The following is a 15,930-nucleotide window of genomic DNA, read 5'->3' as shown; positions in this document are numbered from 1 at the left end:
ATGATGAAGCGAATTTTAGTAATAACATTTATTCTATGCGTTTTCAGCCTGTCAGAGGGGTGTGCGGCAGGACGTGAAAAATATAATTTCAATAGTGACTGGCTATTGAAGATAGGTGATGTTCCCAATGCACAAGCTGTTGGTTTTGAGGATAGTGATTGGAATATGGTGACTCTTCCAAGAGCTTTTAATGAAAATGAGTCTTTTAAAGTTGCCATTGACCAACTGACTGATACAATAGTATGGTATCGTAAGCACTTTAAAGTTGCAGTTTTAGATGCTCGTAAGGTTTTTGTTGAGTTTGAAGGAGTTCGTCAGGGAGCTGATTTTTATTTGAATGGATATCATTTGGGCAAGCATGAAAATGGAGTTATGGCGGTGGGATTTGATTTAACTCCTTATATGAAAAATGGTGATAATGTTATGGCTGTACGTGTAGATAATGACTGGAGCTATAAGGAAGTAAGTACAAATACAAAATTTCAATGGCATGATAACCGTTTCAATTGTAACTATGGCGGCATTCCTAAAAATGTTTTTTTGCATGTGACGAATGATGTATATCAGACTTTGCCACTATATAATAATTTGAAAACAACTGGACTTTATGTCTATGCAACAGATTTTGATATTAAAAACCGGAAGGCTAAAATTCATGTGGAATCGGAAGTGAAGAATGACAGTCATAAATCACGGAAATTTAGTTTCTTGGTAACTTTAGTAGATGCAGATGGAAAAAATGTCAAAGTATTCAAGGGGCCTGATGTGTGCTTGAAATCAAAAGAGGTAAAGATTATAAAAGCGGAGGCTGAAGTGAATAATCTTCATTTCTGGAGTTGGGGATATGGTTATTTATATACGGTAAAAACAAAGTTGGTAAATGCAGATAATGAGGTTGTTGATGAAGTGAATACTCGAACAGGTTTTCGAAAAACAAAATTTGGCGAAGGTAAAGTCTGGCTGAATGACCGTGTGATTCATTTAAAAGGCTATGCACAGCGTACAACTAATGAGTGGCCGGGAGTTGGAATGTCTGTTCCTGCATGGTTGAGTGATTATTCTAATGATTTAGTCGTGAAAAGTAACGCTAATCTCGTGCGTTGGATGCATGTTACTCCGTGGAAACAGGATGTGGAGTCGTGTGATCGTGTCGGATTAATACAAGCAATGCCAGCAGGTGATCAGGAGCGGGATTCCAAGGGACGTCAATGGGAACAACGTACAGAACTGATGCGTGATGCAATTATTTATAATCGTAATAATCCGAGTATTTTGTTTTATGAATGTGGAAATAAGGGGATTAAGCGTGAACATATGTTGGAAATGAAAGCAATACGTGATAAATATGATCCTTATGGTGGACGTGCTATTGGTTCTCGTGAGATGCTTGATATTCGTGAAGCAGAATATGGTGGTGAAATGCTTTATGTTAATAAGAGTAGGCATCATCCGATGTGGTCAATGGAATATTGTCGAGATGAAGGATTAAGGAAATATTGGGATGATTATAGTTATCCGTATCATAAGGAAGGTGACGGTCCTTTACACCGTGGAGGATCTGCCAAGAGCTATAATCATAATCAGGATATGTTTGCGGTTGAATTAGTCCGTCGCTGGTATGATTATTGGCGTGAGCGTCCAGGGACTGGATTGAGAATCAATGCTGGAGGAACTAAGATTATTTTCTCTGATAGTAATACACACTTTCGTGGAGCAGAAAATTATCGTCGTAGTGGTGTGACTGATGCTATGCGTATAGAGAAAGACGGGTTCTTTGCGCATCAGGTGATGTGGAATGGTTGGGTAGATATAGAATCTGAACAGACTTATATAATTGGTCACTGGAATTATCCGGAAAATACGGTGAAACCTGTATATGTAGTATCTACCGGGGAAAAAGTGGAATTATTTTTGAACGACCGGCTATTAGGTGAAGGAGAACGTGAGTATGATTTTTTGTTTACTTTTGATAAAGTGGCATTTAAACCGGGTAAACTGGAGGCTGTCAGTTATAATAAGGCTGGAAAAGAATTGAGCCGCTATGTCTTGACTACTGTTGGTGAGCCTACAAATATAAGATTGACAGCTATACAAAATCCGGAAGGTTTTCATGCCGATGGAGCAGATATGGCACTTATTCAATTCGAGGTAGTAGATAAGGATGGAAAACGTTGTCCATTGGATAATCGGATTGTCAAATTTGATTTGAAAGGTGAAGCTGAATGGCGCGGTGGTATTGCGCAGGGTGAGGATAATTATATCCTTAGTAAGGACTTACCTGTAGAATGTGGAGTAAATCGTGTTCTTATCCGTAGTACAACGAAAGCCGGGAAATTGATACTTACAGCAAAAGCGAAAGGCCTTCCTGAGGCTTCTATAACCTTAGAAACTATTCCGGTGGAAAAAGTTGATGGGGTAAGTAACTATTTGCCACAAATGACATTGAAAGGACGATTAGATAAAGGTGAAACGCCATTATCCTCTTCATATAGAGATAAAAAAGTTAATATAGGCATTGTTTCGGCTAAAGCAGGTGCTAATAGCCAGAATGTAGCGAAAAGTTATGATGATGATGAACTTAGTGAATGGACTAATGATGGGCAGCTTAGTACGGCTTGGATTACTTATCAGCTTGAACGTGAGGCGAATATTGATGATGTCTGTTTGAAGTTAAGAGGGTGGCGTAAGAATAGTTATCCGTTAGAGGTATATGCAGGAAATACCCTCGTTTGGAGTGGAAAGACAGAACGAAATTTGGGATATATACATTTGAAAACAATGCCGATGCGTACGGATAATATAACTATCCGTTTGAAGGGATCTGTTAGTGTGAAAGATGCTTTCGGAGAAATTGTTGAGGTAGAAGATAAAGCATCAAATACACGCGTACAGGAAAAGGCGGATGAAGAACGTTATTTACCAATTATTGAGGTTGAATTTTTGGAAAATAGTAAGTTGAATTTTTAAAAGATAGAATAATAAAATGAGAAAAAATGTAATCACCCTTTTTGTAGGGATATTGTTACTGGGAATACCTATGGTATATGCAGGCAAGCCTGTGAAGAATATGGATTTGTATCTTTGTATTGGACAATCTAACATGGCCGGACGAGGAAAACTTTCTCCGGCGGTGATGGATACGATGCAGAATGTTTATTTATTAAATGCCGAAGACCAGTTTGAGCTAGCAGTAAATCCTTTAAATCGTTATTCTACTATCGGAAGGGGACTTACCGGTGAATATTTGGGACCTGTATATAGTTTTGCTAAAGCAATGGCTTCTAAAAAACATCCGGTAGGCTTGATAGTAAATGCTCGTGGCGGTACTTCCATCCGCTCTTGGTTGAAGAGCACAGAAAAAACAGGTGGGCTCTATTATAATGAAGCTTTACGCCGAACTAAGGAAGCAATGAAATATGGCAAACTGAAAGCTATTATTTGGCATCAGGGAGAGGCAGATTGTCAGTATCCTGAAGGATATAAAAAGAAAATAATAAAGCTAATGACGGATCTTCGTAATGATTTGGGAATACCTGATTTACCTGTTATTGTAGGACAATTGGCAGAATGGAACTGGACAAAGAAGCCTTATATACCTGAAGGAACGAAACCATTTAACGATATGATTAAGGATATTTCTTCTTTTCTTCCAAATAGCGCCTGTGTTTCGTCCGAGGGGCTAAAGCCACTGAAGAATGAGAAAGATCCTCATTTTGATGCAGACAGCCAAATAATACTAGGCAGACGTTATGCAGAAGCCGCAAAAAGATTATTAAAAAAATGATGAATTAGAAAGATTTGTGCAAAAAGCTCTCCCTTGTTTATCTGGAAATAAATGTATATCTAGCAAATAAGGGAGAGCTTATGATGGAAATAGTGTTTTAATATTATGTATTATTTAGTAGTAATATCGGTCCAGCGGCCGGCGAAACGAATATTTCCAATATTTCCTTGATATGTGTGGTTATTTCTGATAGATATTGCTTTTAATCCTGCTTTTAATGCACCTTCTTCTCCTTTAGCCATGGCATCAGATTGGGCCTCTTCTCCTTTTAGAGACGGATTTACGAATAATTCTACTCGATTATTAGTGTAGTCTACTTTTAATACGAGTAAATGGGTTTTCTTGAAATCGTATTCATTGGGAACTTCCGTACGATTCTTACCTAGTCCAACTGTGAATTTTAACTTGCCATTTTCATTACGATGTGCATATATGTTTCCGCGTGCACTACCGCCTACATGGTTAGCGATTAATGCTAAAAATTCACTAGGTTTTTTAGTTCCTAATTTTGAGAAGTTGACAAGGCAAGCAAGGTAATAACTACCTTGCCGATATGTTTTGCCGGATGATGTCATAGAATACACACTGGAACGTGTCCCTTTTATCCCATCCTCAAATCCGAATTGTATGGATGGACCACCTTCCTGATATTCGGGGTAACTTAGTTCTTTTCCAATTATGGGACTTGATGTTGTTGCTGCTTTGGGATCTTTAGTATAGGCAGCACACCAAGTATTTTCTTGAATCATTGCTTTAGGCTCAATATATGCCGATTTCTCTAACTTGTCTCCGGTTTTATATCCATCAAGGAGATTGTTTTTGATAATCTGTGCATTGCCTGTCAGACTAAGGGTGATTAATGAGATAATTAAAATAATCTTTTTCATAATGCTATTCTTGATATTTTAAGTGTTAAAATGCTAGTGCGAAGCGGTAGTATGAATTTGTTTTTAGATTGAGGGCAAGATAATTCTTTTCTCGATGTCCTTCCTCATTAAGTCCGGTATATACCCATATTGTTGACTCACTACGTAGTGTGGATGTCCAATAACCACTTCCGGAAGTTAATCGCTCCCATGAAGAATCCTGCCATAGCGTTTCTCCATCGGCTTTGGTTAAGCTGCTTGAGATAGTGGTATTTTGCTCTTGTATGATAAGTAGCTCTTTGACTGATGGAACATACCAACCGGTCGTGAATGATGGAGCCTGGACTGAATAGCTGGAAAGTTTCTCTTTTACAACAGAGTTGATATCTGCTCCAACAACAGCGATGTCTGAATTTAACCATGCTTTGGTATCTTGGTAGCCAGTATTTGAAAACTCTTCTTCATTTGGAATTTTTTGCCCGTTGACTGAACTTGTACCGACTGGTGCAGGAAGAATGTCTGTATACCATGTCTTATTGCTAACACTGGATACGGTTCCCCATCTTTGTCCGGTTCCTTCGTTACGTTTTAATGCGTATACCAGTGCGTGCGTACATTCAGGATAGTCTTTTCTTATAGCTTCAGTGGTCCCTATTTGATAAATGACCCCAATGATTTTGGTTTTATCTTCTGATTCTAAATCTTGATCTGCTTTAATTAAAGTGCCATCTGCACAATAGAAATCTCCAATCTTCAGTTCGTGCTGTATTTTCTTTGTTCCACCATCAACAGTGTATGGTGCGTATGTTCCTTTTTCTATTCCTGTAATTGCGATTTCGTACTGCTTGTTCTCGCTTGAAATGAAAGTGCCATTTATTTTATAAGTAGTTGTAGGGTTTATCAATAAGCGATATTTATCTGTGCTTGGTTCATAATATGGTTGCACTTCTATATTCTCACTTTCTCCTTTGGTTAGCTTGAATGTTGGATTAGCAGCAGGAATGTTGTATGGAGCTATTGTTGTTCCTTGGTTTGTAAATTCATATGTGGTGGACGGTAACTGAATAACTACCATTGCCATTTGATGTTCTAATGTTAGATTGAGTGAGTAATTCTTACCGGATAGTTCAGCTTCTGCAGAGCCTGTCATCAAGTCATATTGGGTATATTCACTTCCACTCATATTAGCACCTATCTTCCAGTTACTTATGATTTCTGCAAAAGGGTTTTCAATGGATGCTTTAAAAGAATTGCTAACTTCCTCTTTATAAGGATAATATGCATAATAAGTGGCTCCTTCCAGTTCGCTGCTATAAAATAAAGAGCCATTTGCAGGTATCCATACATCGTGAGTCTTGTTGTAAATTAGGCATACATTATTAATTGAGCCTGCAATTTCTCCATTTTTAACGGCGAACAAACCTATCTGATCTTCGTTTTCGAATGTTGTTTTATATGTTTCATCTGTTGTTGCACGGGTTTTGCTACTATTATATATAGCTTTATCTGTGATATTAATTAGAATCTTATTTTTATCATTGTTTGAAAGAGTAATGTTCTCGTCTTGTGAACATGCCGCTATAAGTAAAGAGCATGCGAGTGCTATTGTATATACAAATATATTTCGTTTCATATCTTCTTGTTTTTTATATTTATTAGAAATGAGGGAAAATATTTCCTTATTTTTATTTTTCGGTTGATTGCGATTTTATATCTTGTGTCTCACCTGAGTTATTCCAATAGGAAGAATCAAAAGCGGTATCTGTTTCAGGAGCATCAGTTGTAGAGTTAATATTTCCTCCATTACCAGGTTGCCAATCTGTGATGCCACTTTCTGTGATGGTAATACTAGGATTTTCTCCCTCTCCTCCCAGAGTAACCGTGTATAGGTGTCTTCTATTGCTTTCTAATGTTATATTATCTATTGTTTTCTCATAAAAAACCCCATCGGCTACCACTTCTATTGTAGTTTGTACTACTTCTTGAGGTAATAAAATTAATGTCGAAGTTGTTGATGTATTGTCATTCACTAGTACACTTACATCTTCGCTTTCTGTTCCTAAAGAGGTTGTGCCATTTGAGGTGTTGAAGAATCCCTTTGTGATAAATCCTTTTAAAGTGTAAGAAACATTTTCGGGTTTACTCTCATCTTTATTTTTGAAAATCAAGCTAAGTTGGCTCAGTTGATGTGTAAATTGAAAATTGATCAGAGGATTACTTCGGGTAGTAGTGGCTTCGGCAAACAACCAATCGATATTGAGTTGATTAGTTGCGGTTTGATTTTCACTTTTGGTGTCTACTGTAACAAGCCCTCCTGCTGTACCGTTGATACCGGTGTAAGGGTGATATGCAGTCAGTGAGACTTTACCATTTCCTTTGATATAAATATCATTATGGTCACCTACAGCAGTAAAAAGTTGTTCGTTTTCTCCGGAGCATTGATATAAGATATTAGTGCTTCCTGTATCCCCTCCGGTAACGGATACACCTATACATTCTCCCTGACCCCACATGGAGCCGTGGTAGCGTGTTTGAGGACTGCTTATACTTCCCCAGATTTCAGCTTTTGCACCAGGGGTATCTGGTCCACCATATTCATTGCTGTTGCATCCGGTGAGAACCAGTATTCCTAGTACTACTGTTAAATACATGTTTTTCATAAACGTTACTGTTTTATATATAAATAATGTGGTTGTTATATATTCCCTGTTTATTTATAGGTCTCTCTGACTTTGTATAGAGCAAAGGTATGCGATTTGCTTATAATGTACCTTGACGGCTGTACATTTCCATGTACCCCAGTTCAAACATGCATAAAATGCCATATTCTTAGGGATTTTGTGCAGGATTTTTCGATATTATCGTTTATATTTGCGTTATTCTTTAAATCAAAACACCATGTGGAGTGCCCGTATAATCCTAATTCTTTTGCTTTTTTGCAGTCGAGTAGCTGCTTTTGATGTTTTAAATATCAGTACTATCACAGATCGCAACGGTTTGTCACAGAATACAATTAGATGTATGATGCAGGACAGTCATGGGTTTATGTGGATGGGAACAATTAATGGCTTGAATCGTTATAACGGAAAGGATTTTGTTGTGATACAGCCGGGAATTGCCACCTCTCAATCATCACCGGATAGTAGAATTCGCAGTATTACCGAAGATAAACATGGCTATATTTGGATACGTACTTTCTCAAATACTCTTTTCTGCTATGATATGAAATTGGAAAAAATTGTTGATTATGATCCGCAGAATACTACTAAGATTTTTAGCCAAATAATGGTTACTTCTAATGGTGATGTGTGGATGTGGGGAGATAAAGGATGTTGTCGTGTGAGCCACATAGATGGAGAACTTGTTTCTTGGAGACCGACAGAGAAGAAATTGCGGGATAAGTCGGTGACATTTATCTTTGAAGATTCGGATCGTAGAGTTTGGATAGGAGCTGATAAAGAATTGTTCATGGTAGCTCATGATAAGGTGAATACAATGTTGGAGGGAACAACATTTTGGGGCGCACAGGAATTAGATGATTTGTATTTTATAGCTGGAGATCGTATTCTGATTTTTGATAATTTGCGGAAATATTTCTTGCCTGCTATTTTATTTGTTCCTACACAAACGGAACCTGCGAGACATGCCCGCTCATGTGTGTTAAATGACGGATTGGTTATGATTGCTACAAATGAACGTATGTTTGTATTTGATACTATTAATAAAACATGGGTTTCCCCAGAAAGATTCTTTCAGGGGACAAGTCCGCGTAATGCGAACTTCTATATTGATAATAAGGGGCACATTTGGGTATATAATATGTCGGGAGTGCTATGGAGACATCATACTGATAATACGTTTGAGCCTTTGACATTGATTCCTGCTGATGTCCTTTCATTAATAAATCAGGAACGTTTCCAGATATATCATGACTCAAGGGATATTATCTGGATAACTACATTTGGTAATGGCCTATTTGCTGTTGATGAGAATACGGGAAAAAAATACCATTATACTGCCGATAAAGATTTATCCACTAATTACTTACTCTGTATAACTGAGGATACTTCTGGAGAAGTTTGGGTAGGTACAGAGTTGGGAGGAGTGAATAAGATCTCTTTAACCAATTATCCTTTTGATATATTTTATCCAACTCCTGGTGGTAATGCTGATAGGGATAATGCTGTTCGTTTAATTTATCAGGATGTAGAGGGAAGATATTGGTTTGGTACGCGTGATGGAAATTTGCAAGTTTGTGATTCTACTTTACATCAGTTATATAAGCATCGTATTACAGGTGGTTTACCCTTTACAATTGCTGAAGATACTCTTGGTTATAAATGGTTGGGAACAAAAGGAGGGGGATTATTAATTCTATCTCCTCAAGGAGACAGGATAATAAAAGAATATACGCTGAATGATCAGACCAGGCAATCATCTTCGAGCAATAATATCTTTACCATAATGCGCGATAGTAAAAATCGTATGTGGCTAGCAACTTTTGGTGGAGGGCTGCATCTTGCGGAAGGTTCCCGGGAACAGTTGAGGTTCAAGCAATTCAGTTTTGATAATAGACATCAGAATATGATGCGTTCTATTATTCAAGATAAGACAGGGATTGTATGGATAGGAACTAATGATGGAGTTATTGTTTTTGATCCGGATGGATTGATAGAGGATCAACAGAATTTTAAGGTTTTGCATTTGTATGCTGAAGATCAACAATCTTTGGGGCACAATGAGGTTAAGGTTGTCTTTGAAGATAGTAAAGGGCGTATTTGGTTAGGAGCTACCGGAGGAGGACTTAATTTGTTAGTGAAAGGGGAATCATTAGAACAATCTACTTTTGAACATTATGGGGCAGATGACGGTTTATCCAATGAAACGATTCAAGCTATTTTGGAAGATGAAGAAGGGTTTATTTGGGTAAGTACGGAGAGTGGTATCTCGAAATTTAATTTAAATACTAAGCGTTTTGAGAATTTTATATTCTCAAACAACCGCCATGCTGCTATATTTAATGAGCTGTCTTGTTGGAAAAAAAAGAATGGAGAATTGATGTTTGGCAGTTATAACGGAGTATATACATTTAATCCATCCGGTATTACATTTGATACATATGCTCCAAAAGTGGCAATTACCGGTTTCTTGATTAATGGAAATCCTGTGACACCGGAAAGCCTGGATTCTCCTTTGACTGAGAGTATTATCAATACCCGGAAGGTGGTTCTGGCATATAATCAGAATTCCTTTAATTTGGAATGTACGATGCTGAACTTCCATGCTCCCGAGCTTAATCAATATATTTATTATTTAGACGGATATGAGTCTAATTGGAATAGATCATCACGTAATAATGTAGCTGCATATAGAAATGTTCCTCCGGGAAAGTATCTTTTCAAAGTGAAAGGATGCAATAGTTTCGGAGTTTGGAGTGATCAGGAAACAACTTTGGAGATTATAATTCTTCCACCTTGGTGGGAGTCTACTGAAGCTATTCTTTTGTATATTGTCCTTGGGATAATCATCATTTATTTCACATCGAGGCTTGTTCTCAAGATGCATCGTCTGAATATGGCAGTGGAGGTCGAGAAACAATTGACCGAGTATAAATTGCGTTTTTTTACGAATATATCCCATGAGTTTCGTACTCCGTTGACGATTATTCGTGGGGCGATTGAGGATTTGGTTAATCAAAGAGATCTGCCTTCTTCTGTAAGTAAACAGTTGAGTCTGCTTTCAAAAAGCTCGGGGCGCTTGCTCCGATTGGTAGATCAGTTATTGGAATTTCGTCGTTTACAGAATAATAAGATGGAACTAAAACTTGAGCGAACAGATACGAAACGCTTCTTTTATGATATTTATCTGACGTTTAAGGATATGGCTGCCAGGAAGCAAATAGAATATCTGTTTGAATCTAATAAACCTGTACAGACTATGCTACTTGATAGGAGTAAAATGGATAAGATTGCTTATAATCTTTTGTCCAATGCTTTTAAGAATACTCCGATAGGGGGTAAGATTGTGATGAAACTTGACTTTTCAGTGGTAAATGACACCTTTACGATGAGTGTTTCGGATAATGGTCCGGGAGTGTCTGCTGATAAGCAAAAAATGTTGTTCGTACGTTTTGAACAGATTCATTATGCATCGGAGGGAACTGGTGTCGGATTACATTTGACCGCGGAATTGGCTAAGGTACATAAAGGACAGGTAACTTATGTGGATTCGCTGTTGGGAGGTGCTTGCTTCTCACTTACTATCCCGATGTCGGATGAAAATTATGACCCTGCCGACATTATAGAGACTATAAAGGAAGATAAAGAAATTGCGATGACGGAACTGACTACTGATATATCTATTTCAGAGGAACGTGCGGCAGAAATTCTAGGAACATCGGTAAATAAACCTTTTAAAGAATATAAAGTGATGGTGATTGATGATGACGATGATGTCCGTAACCTTATTGAAGCTCAACTTGGGAAGTATTTTACTGTGTCGACGGCTTCTAACGGAGTAGAGGGACTTGAAAAGTTAATAGGGGAACAGCCGGATATTGTGGTTTGTGATGTGATGATGCCAGAGATGGATGGGCTGGAATTTACAAAGCGTTTAAAGGCCAATTTCAACATTAGTCATATTCCTGTAATCTTATTAACGGCTTATTCATCTGAGGAACATCAGTTGAAAGGTATTCAAGCCGGAGCGGATTCTTATATAACGAAGCCTTTTAGTATGAAATATTTATTGGCTCGTATTGTGAAATTGGTTGAACAACGTGAGAAATTACAACGAAAATTTGCTACTGAGCCGGGTACGTTACAGCCGCTGATAAGTGCCACTGACAGGGATAAAGCGTTTTTGGATAAAGTAAATGCCATCGTAGAGAAGAATATGGGTGATGCTGAGTTCAAACTTGAATCGTATACTTCGGCATTGAATATCGGACGTACTACGTTTTATAACAAGCTAAGAGGCATCGTAGGTTGCTCTCCTAATGAGTACGTGCGAGTACTTAGAATGAAGAAGGCTGCAGAACTGTTGCTAACGACCGAAATGAATGTATCAGAAATTGGTTTTCAGGTAGGTATTAATGACCCCTTTTATTTTAGTAAGTGTTTCAAGAATTCATTTAGTAAATCTCCTTCTCAATACAGGAAAAGTGCAGGGAAGGTTGATACCGAGGAAAATATGAACGGAGAACTTTCTTGAATATCCATGGACGACCGAAGCTAGCACGGCCAATCATCACTGCATCTACTCCATAGCAGTCAAAACACTCTTTGTAGCTGGAGACAGATTAGTACCCTCAGGCATTATAGGTAAATCTTTATTAGTAAGGATATGACACACAGTGACTTATGTGTGGCGTTAATTTATTAATGAACGCCTGTAGTCTTTTAGGACTTGACAAAGGCTTTTTTATGTTGTATATTTGTAGATGTGAAACATAAAACAACGAATAAAAAAACTAAAAACGAATGAAACGATTCTTATCTTTTGCCGTACTCGCTGTGATGTACTTCCCCGGATGTACAACTAGTAAAAATGCAGTGCGTTGTCTGAGCCGATGGATTAAAGACTGCAACCCGTTGGTCAAAGAACTTATACCAACAGGGTACTTGCCGTATAATCATCGGTATCTGACTGCAAAACAGTATAAGATTATAACAAAACATCTAGGAGATCCTTATGAGGATTAGGGTATAAGTAACCCGCCAATGGGCTTGAGGCTGCAAACTTTTAGGAGTTTTGCAGCCTTTTTTGTTGTATATATTCGATTGCTTTCTATGGAAAAGGGAAGTTAGAGTTTATAATAAACTCGGATACCGTTTATAATAAACGGTGCAAGAATTTATTAGAAACGTTGACGGGGATTTAATATAAAAGATAAACTTTTTTTTGTGTAAGGGGATGTTTCTGACTTGAATTTCGTTTTGTTACGCATGTGAAGTGGTAAAATAATGTTATACAAATAATATGTACTTTCTTAGTTGGTACACTTTATCGGGCTGATACAAATCTAATACGGGAAAGTGCGTATTGTGGAATATAGTATTTAATTTAATGCAAATGACTATCTGTATTCCTTTCTCTATTGCAATTTTTTCGGGTAACTGCAAGATGTTATTTTCCGCATTATTCTGCATATTGTACTCGAATGAAATAGAGAAATCGTTCATTGGATCCGTTCCAATAGAGATTCTAGGATTTATGTGTGAAAGAAATTGTTTCGTATTCTCAATCCATTCATTCCATTTGGAAGAAGTTTGTTTCTAGACAGAGGTGGCAAAGAGACGATAAAACTCACTTTCGGTGCGGCAAGAAAAGATATCTATATAAACGACTTTCCTCTTATTATCTTGTGATAGCTGGGCTACTTTCTTAACGAGCGATGTTTTTCCCCATCTTCTAGGAGAAATAAGTACTGTATTTACTCCATGTGCAAAGTTGAGGAGTAAACGTTAAGTCTCTTTCTCCCTGTCCGTAAAGTTATTACCGGAGGTGGCTACACCAAAAACAAAAGGTTTTTCCATGATAATTCTCTTTGTTGCAATGAGCAAATGTGATCTCTGAAATAACTAATAAGTTTGTTAGTAACAAAGTTGTTAGTTGTATATATGTTAGTTTGTATTGTTATACTTTTATTGGGTGACAAGTATAGTATGAACGCATTCTCCGAAAATTAATTAATTTGTATATTTGATTAATAATTAGTACGTTACTGTTTCATTCTGATAGCTCATAGATGACGAAAGAAGACACAATGGGGACAAAAGGGGACTGGGCGGTATGTGCCCCGTTATATCTTTGCAGAGTCATTCAAACAAAGAGAATGGCATACAGATAACCCTTATTTTTTTAACCATTTAAACTTTAACAATTATGGCTTTAGAGTATGTAGTAACAAAACGTGTGTTCGGTTTTGACAAGGACAAAAACGAGAAGTATGTAGCGAAATCGGTTCGTTCTGGTAGAGTAAATTTCACCAAAATGTGTCGTAAAGTAAGTCAACTTTGTGGCGTTCACCGCAAGGTGGTAGATCTAGTAGTCAGTGGCCTGGTGGATATTATGGCAGAGGATATTGACGACGGAAAGAGCGTACAATTAGGTGAGTTTGGCATCTTTAATCCCACTATTCACACGAAAAGTGCAGATGATGCGAAAGATGTGTCGGCGAAATCAATCATTCAAAGGAAGATTAACTTCTATCCGGGAAAAATTTTCAAGAATACGTTGGAAGATATGAGCATCACCCGTCGTGTGGAGATTGAAACGGATTATACGGATGGAAGTAGTAACGGTGGTAATACCGGCGGAAATCCGGGTTCCGGTGATGATGGGAAAGGGGATGACGGTGAGACACCGGATCCTGCTGCATAATTAGGCTGGTTTTGTCTTGGAAGTGGCTTTAGAGTAGTAGTGATGCACAGAGAATCGGATTAATAACCGATAATCTGTGCATTTCTTATTACTTAATTATTAATCATGCGAAAATGTCACTTCTTTGGATATAAGCTATCACATCTCCTTTATGGACATTATCACCTTGCTGTGCGCATACTTCAACAATACGCCCGGTAAATCCGGTAAATACTTTTTCGTATTCTCCCCACGGAGTGGAAAGATAACATAGTACAGAATCGTGTTGATATTTGCACCCGATGAATGGCGCGGTCGACGGCCCTTCTACGGACACCTCCCAAAGTACTTGTCCGTTGGCGGGGGCAATGACGGGGTCGGCTTTCGCACGTTTCAGTTTCTTTATCTCTTCTTCCGAATAGCCATTCTTTACCATGGATGCATCTTTGGCACGTTGCAGTTCTTCCTCAAAACGCTTCTTGGCAGCGCCCGATTTATAGTCGCGATATTGACGGTCGTGCATAGCCAATTCAAAGAGTTCTTCATCATCTTCTCCATATTCCCAGCCGTTCTCGTCCATTTCCTTGCGGTAGCTATCCAAAGCATCCGGATAGTTCAACTGCGGGTCTGTATCGACAAATTCATATCCTTTGGATTTTGCCAGTTCCACAATCTCCGGTGCAAGAGTGCCGGGAAGACGTCCGCTTTTGCCCAAAATCATGTCCCAGGTGTGATTGTCTATCATTGTCCAGCGTTCTTCGCCTTTTACCAGTTGCATGAGGTTCATTAATGCAACGTTCTTTACATACTGGCTGAAAGGGGTTACTAAAGGGGGATAGCCTAACTTGGGCCATACATATTCCACTTCATCGAAAAGCATGACAAGCAGGTCGTCAATATTGAGTTCCGGTTCGTTCTTGCTTCTTAATATCATATTGATGCCGGAATGTACACCTTTCAGGTCTGCCATCATAGACCCCATCATTCCACCCGGTAAACCACACTTTAATAGAAGTGAGGACATATACTTGTTGGTGGTGTCCATGAAATAACCTAAGAAATCGTCAATGAATTCTTGCGTCATGGCACGGGCTTTCATATATGCTTTCATGTTTATGTCAGGAACCTGGAATCCCAAGTCCTTTAACATTGCCTGTACGGAAATAATGTCCGGATGAACCTTGCCCCAGGACATGGGCTCCATGGCTACATCGATAATATCCGCACCGTTCTCACAGACTTCGAGGATAGATGCCATAGATAATCCGGGACCGCTATGACCGTGGTACTGTATCAATATCTCCGGGTGTTTTTCTTTAATAGTCTTGACCAGTCGTCCTAACATACCCGGACGTCCCACGCCTGCCATATCTTTTAAGCAGATTTCCGGTGCGCCGGCAGCAATTAACTGGTCGGCAATCCGGGCATAATATTCAACGGTATGCACCGGAGAGTAAGTAATGCAGAGCGTTGCTTGTGGTATCATGCCTGCATCCAAAGCATACTTAATGGAAGGAATTATGTTTCTCGTCTCATTCAGTCCGCAGAAGATACGTGTAATGTCTACGCCTTGTGCATGTTTGACTTTATACATCAGTCTGCGCACGTCTGCGGGAACAGGATACATTCGCAACGCATTCAGACCGCGGTCAAGCATATGCGTCTGGATGCCAGCTTCTCTGAAAGGTTGAGTGAAAGCACGGACGGCTTTGTTAGGGTTTTCACCGTATAACAGGTTTACTTGCTCGAAAGCACCCCCATTGGTTTCAACTCGTGCGAAACACCCCATTTCAATAATTAAAGGAGCTATACGTACTAGTTGGTCAACTCGCGGCTGATATTTACCGGAAGACTGCCACATGTCCCGATAAACAAGACTAAACTTAATTTCCTTTTTCATTGTAGTCAGCATTAAAC

General features: G+C 38.6%; 9 protein-coding genes and 2 pseudogenes. 5 read left to right on the top strand and 6 right to left on the bottom strand.

The features are described 5' to 3' along the window. Positions 1-2,967 carry a DUF4982 domain-containing protein gene (locus ACGHVY_RS23280; RefSeq protein ID WP_008646715.1) on the top strand — a complete coding sequence of 989 codons (2,967 nt, stop codon included), beginning with the start codon at positions 1-3 and terminating at the stop codon, positions 2,965-2,967. 16 nt (positions 2,968-2,983) lie between these two features. Further along, on the top strand, positions 2,984-3,784 hold the full coding sequence (locus tag ACGHVY_RS23275; RefSeq protein ID WP_004302669.1) for a sialate O-acetylesterase: 801 nt from the start codon (positions 2,984-2,986) through the stop codon (positions 3,782-3,784). 110 nt (positions 3,785-3,894) lie between these two features. Here ACGHVY_RS23275 and ACGHVY_RS23270 read toward each other — a convergent pair whose 3' ends face one another. From ACGHVY_RS23270 to ACGHVY_RS23260, 3 genes are read right to left on the bottom strand one after another with little or no spacing between them, the layout of a single operon-like run. After that, positions 3,895-4,671, bottom strand: coding sequence for a hypothetical protein (locus ACGHVY_RS23270; protein WP_004302668.1), 777 nt, complete (start codon positions 4,669-4,671; stop codon positions 3,895-3,897). A gap of 25 nt (positions 4,672-4,696) precedes the next feature. Next, complete coding sequence (locus ACGHVY_RS23265) at positions 4,697-6,283, bottom strand: fimbrillin family protein (protein WP_008646714.1); 1,587 nt, start codon at positions 6,281-6,283, stop codon at positions 4,697-4,699. Positions 6,284-6,335: 52 nt separating this feature from the next. Beyond that, positions 6,336-7,310, bottom strand: a complete 975-nt coding sequence (locus ACGHVY_RS23260) for a fimbrillin family protein (RefSeq protein ID WP_008646713.1) — start codon at positions 7,308-7,310, stop codon at positions 6,336-6,338. Between the two features lie 361 nt (positions 7,311-7,671). Between ACGHVY_RS23260 and ACGHVY_RS23255 the strand changes: the two genes are divergently transcribed. Next, positions 7,672-11,862 (top strand): two-component regulator propeller domain-containing protein, encoded by a 4,191-nt coding sequence (locus ACGHVY_RS23255; RefSeq protein WP_390601905.1) that lies wholly within the window; start codon positions 7,672-7,674, stop codon positions 11,860-11,862. Here the strand turns inward: ACGHVY_RS23255 and ACGHVY_RS23250 are convergent. Then, positions 11,852-11,935 (bottom strand): annotated as a pseudogene (locus ACGHVY_RS23250) (tRNA-dihydrouridine synthase); the annotation flags it as partial. The gene ACGHVY_RS23255 and the pseudogene ACGHVY_RS23250 sit on opposite strands and share 11 nt — an antisense overlap. A gap of 196 nt (positions 11,936-12,131) precedes the next feature. Here ACGHVY_RS23250 and ACGHVY_RS23245 point away from each other — a divergent pair. Further along, positions 12,132-12,353: a DUF4248 domain-containing protein gene (locus ACGHVY_RS23245; RefSeq protein WP_004302664.1), complete on the top strand. Its 222-nt coding sequence runs from the start codon at positions 12,132-12,134 to the stop codon at positions 12,351-12,353. Positions 12,354-12,716: 363 nt separating this feature from the next. Here the strand turns inward: ACGHVY_RS23245 and ACGHVY_RS23240 are convergent. Continuing rightward, a pseudogene (locus ACGHVY_RS23240) lies at positions 12,717-13,187 on the bottom strand (ATP-binding protein); the annotation flags it as partial. 349 nt (positions 13,188-13,536) lie between these two features. Between ACGHVY_RS23240 and ACGHVY_RS23235 the strand changes: the two are divergent. Further along, a complete protein-coding gene (locus ACGHVY_RS23235; protein WP_308745029.1) occupies positions 13,537-14,034 on the top strand; it encodes an HU family DNA-binding protein in 498 nt (165 codons plus the stop codon). A gap of 103 nt (positions 14,035-14,137) precedes the next feature. On the opposite strand, the gene ACGHVY_RS23230 is transcribed toward ACGHVY_RS23235, so the two are convergent. Further along, the gene (locus tag ACGHVY_RS23230) at positions 14,138-15,913 is read right to left on the bottom strand and encodes an oxaloacetate decarboxylase (protein WP_390601904.1); all 1,776 of its coding nucleotides are present in this window, start codon (positions 15,911-15,913) and stop codon (positions 14,138-14,140) included. Positions 15,914-15,930: the final 17 nt, after the last annotated feature.

The organism is Bacteroides sp. f07 (assembly GCF_042854785.1).
In the GTDB taxonomy this organism is placed as follows: Bacteria; Bacteroidota; Bacteroidia; order Bacteroidales; family Bacteroidaceae; genus Bacteroides.
The sequence above is the reverse complement of the archived record's forward strand: the minus strand, read 5'-3'. Positions and strand labels throughout refer to the sequence as shown.

Coding starts and splice junctions, on each gene's coding strand:
- ACGHVY_RS23280 (WP_008646715.1), top strand. CDS start 1: ATGATGAAGCGAATTTTAGTAATAACATTTATTCTATGCGTTTTCAGC.
- ACGHVY_RS23275 (WP_004302669.1), top strand. CDS start 2,984: ATGAGAAAAAATGTAATCACCCTTTTTGTAGGGATATTGTTACTGGGA.
- ACGHVY_RS23270 (WP_004302668.1), bottom strand. CDS start 4,671: ATGAAAAAGATTATTTTAATTATCTCATTAATCACCCTTAGTCTGACA.
- ACGHVY_RS23265 (WP_008646714.1), bottom strand. CDS start 6,283: ATGAAACGAAATATATTTGTATATACAATAGCACTCGCATGCTCTTTA.
- ACGHVY_RS23260 (WP_008646713.1), bottom strand. CDS start 7,310: ATGAAAAACATGTATTTAACAGTAGTACTAGGAATACTGGTTCTCACC.
- ACGHVY_RS23255 (WP_390601905.1), top strand. CDS start 7,672: ATGATGCAGGACAGTCATGGGTTTATGTGGATGGGAACAATTAATGGC.
- ACGHVY_RS23245 (WP_004302664.1), top strand. CDS start 12,132: ATGAAACGATTCTTATCTTTTGCCGTACTCGCTGTGATGTACTTCCCC.
- ACGHVY_RS23235 (WP_308745029.1), top strand. CDS start 13,537: ATGGCTTTAGAGTATGTAGTAACAAAACGTGTGTTCGGTTTTGACAAG.
- ACGHVY_RS23230 (WP_390601904.1), bottom strand. CDS start 15,913: ATGAAAAAGGAAATTAAGTTTAGTCTTGTTTATCGGGACATGTGGCAG.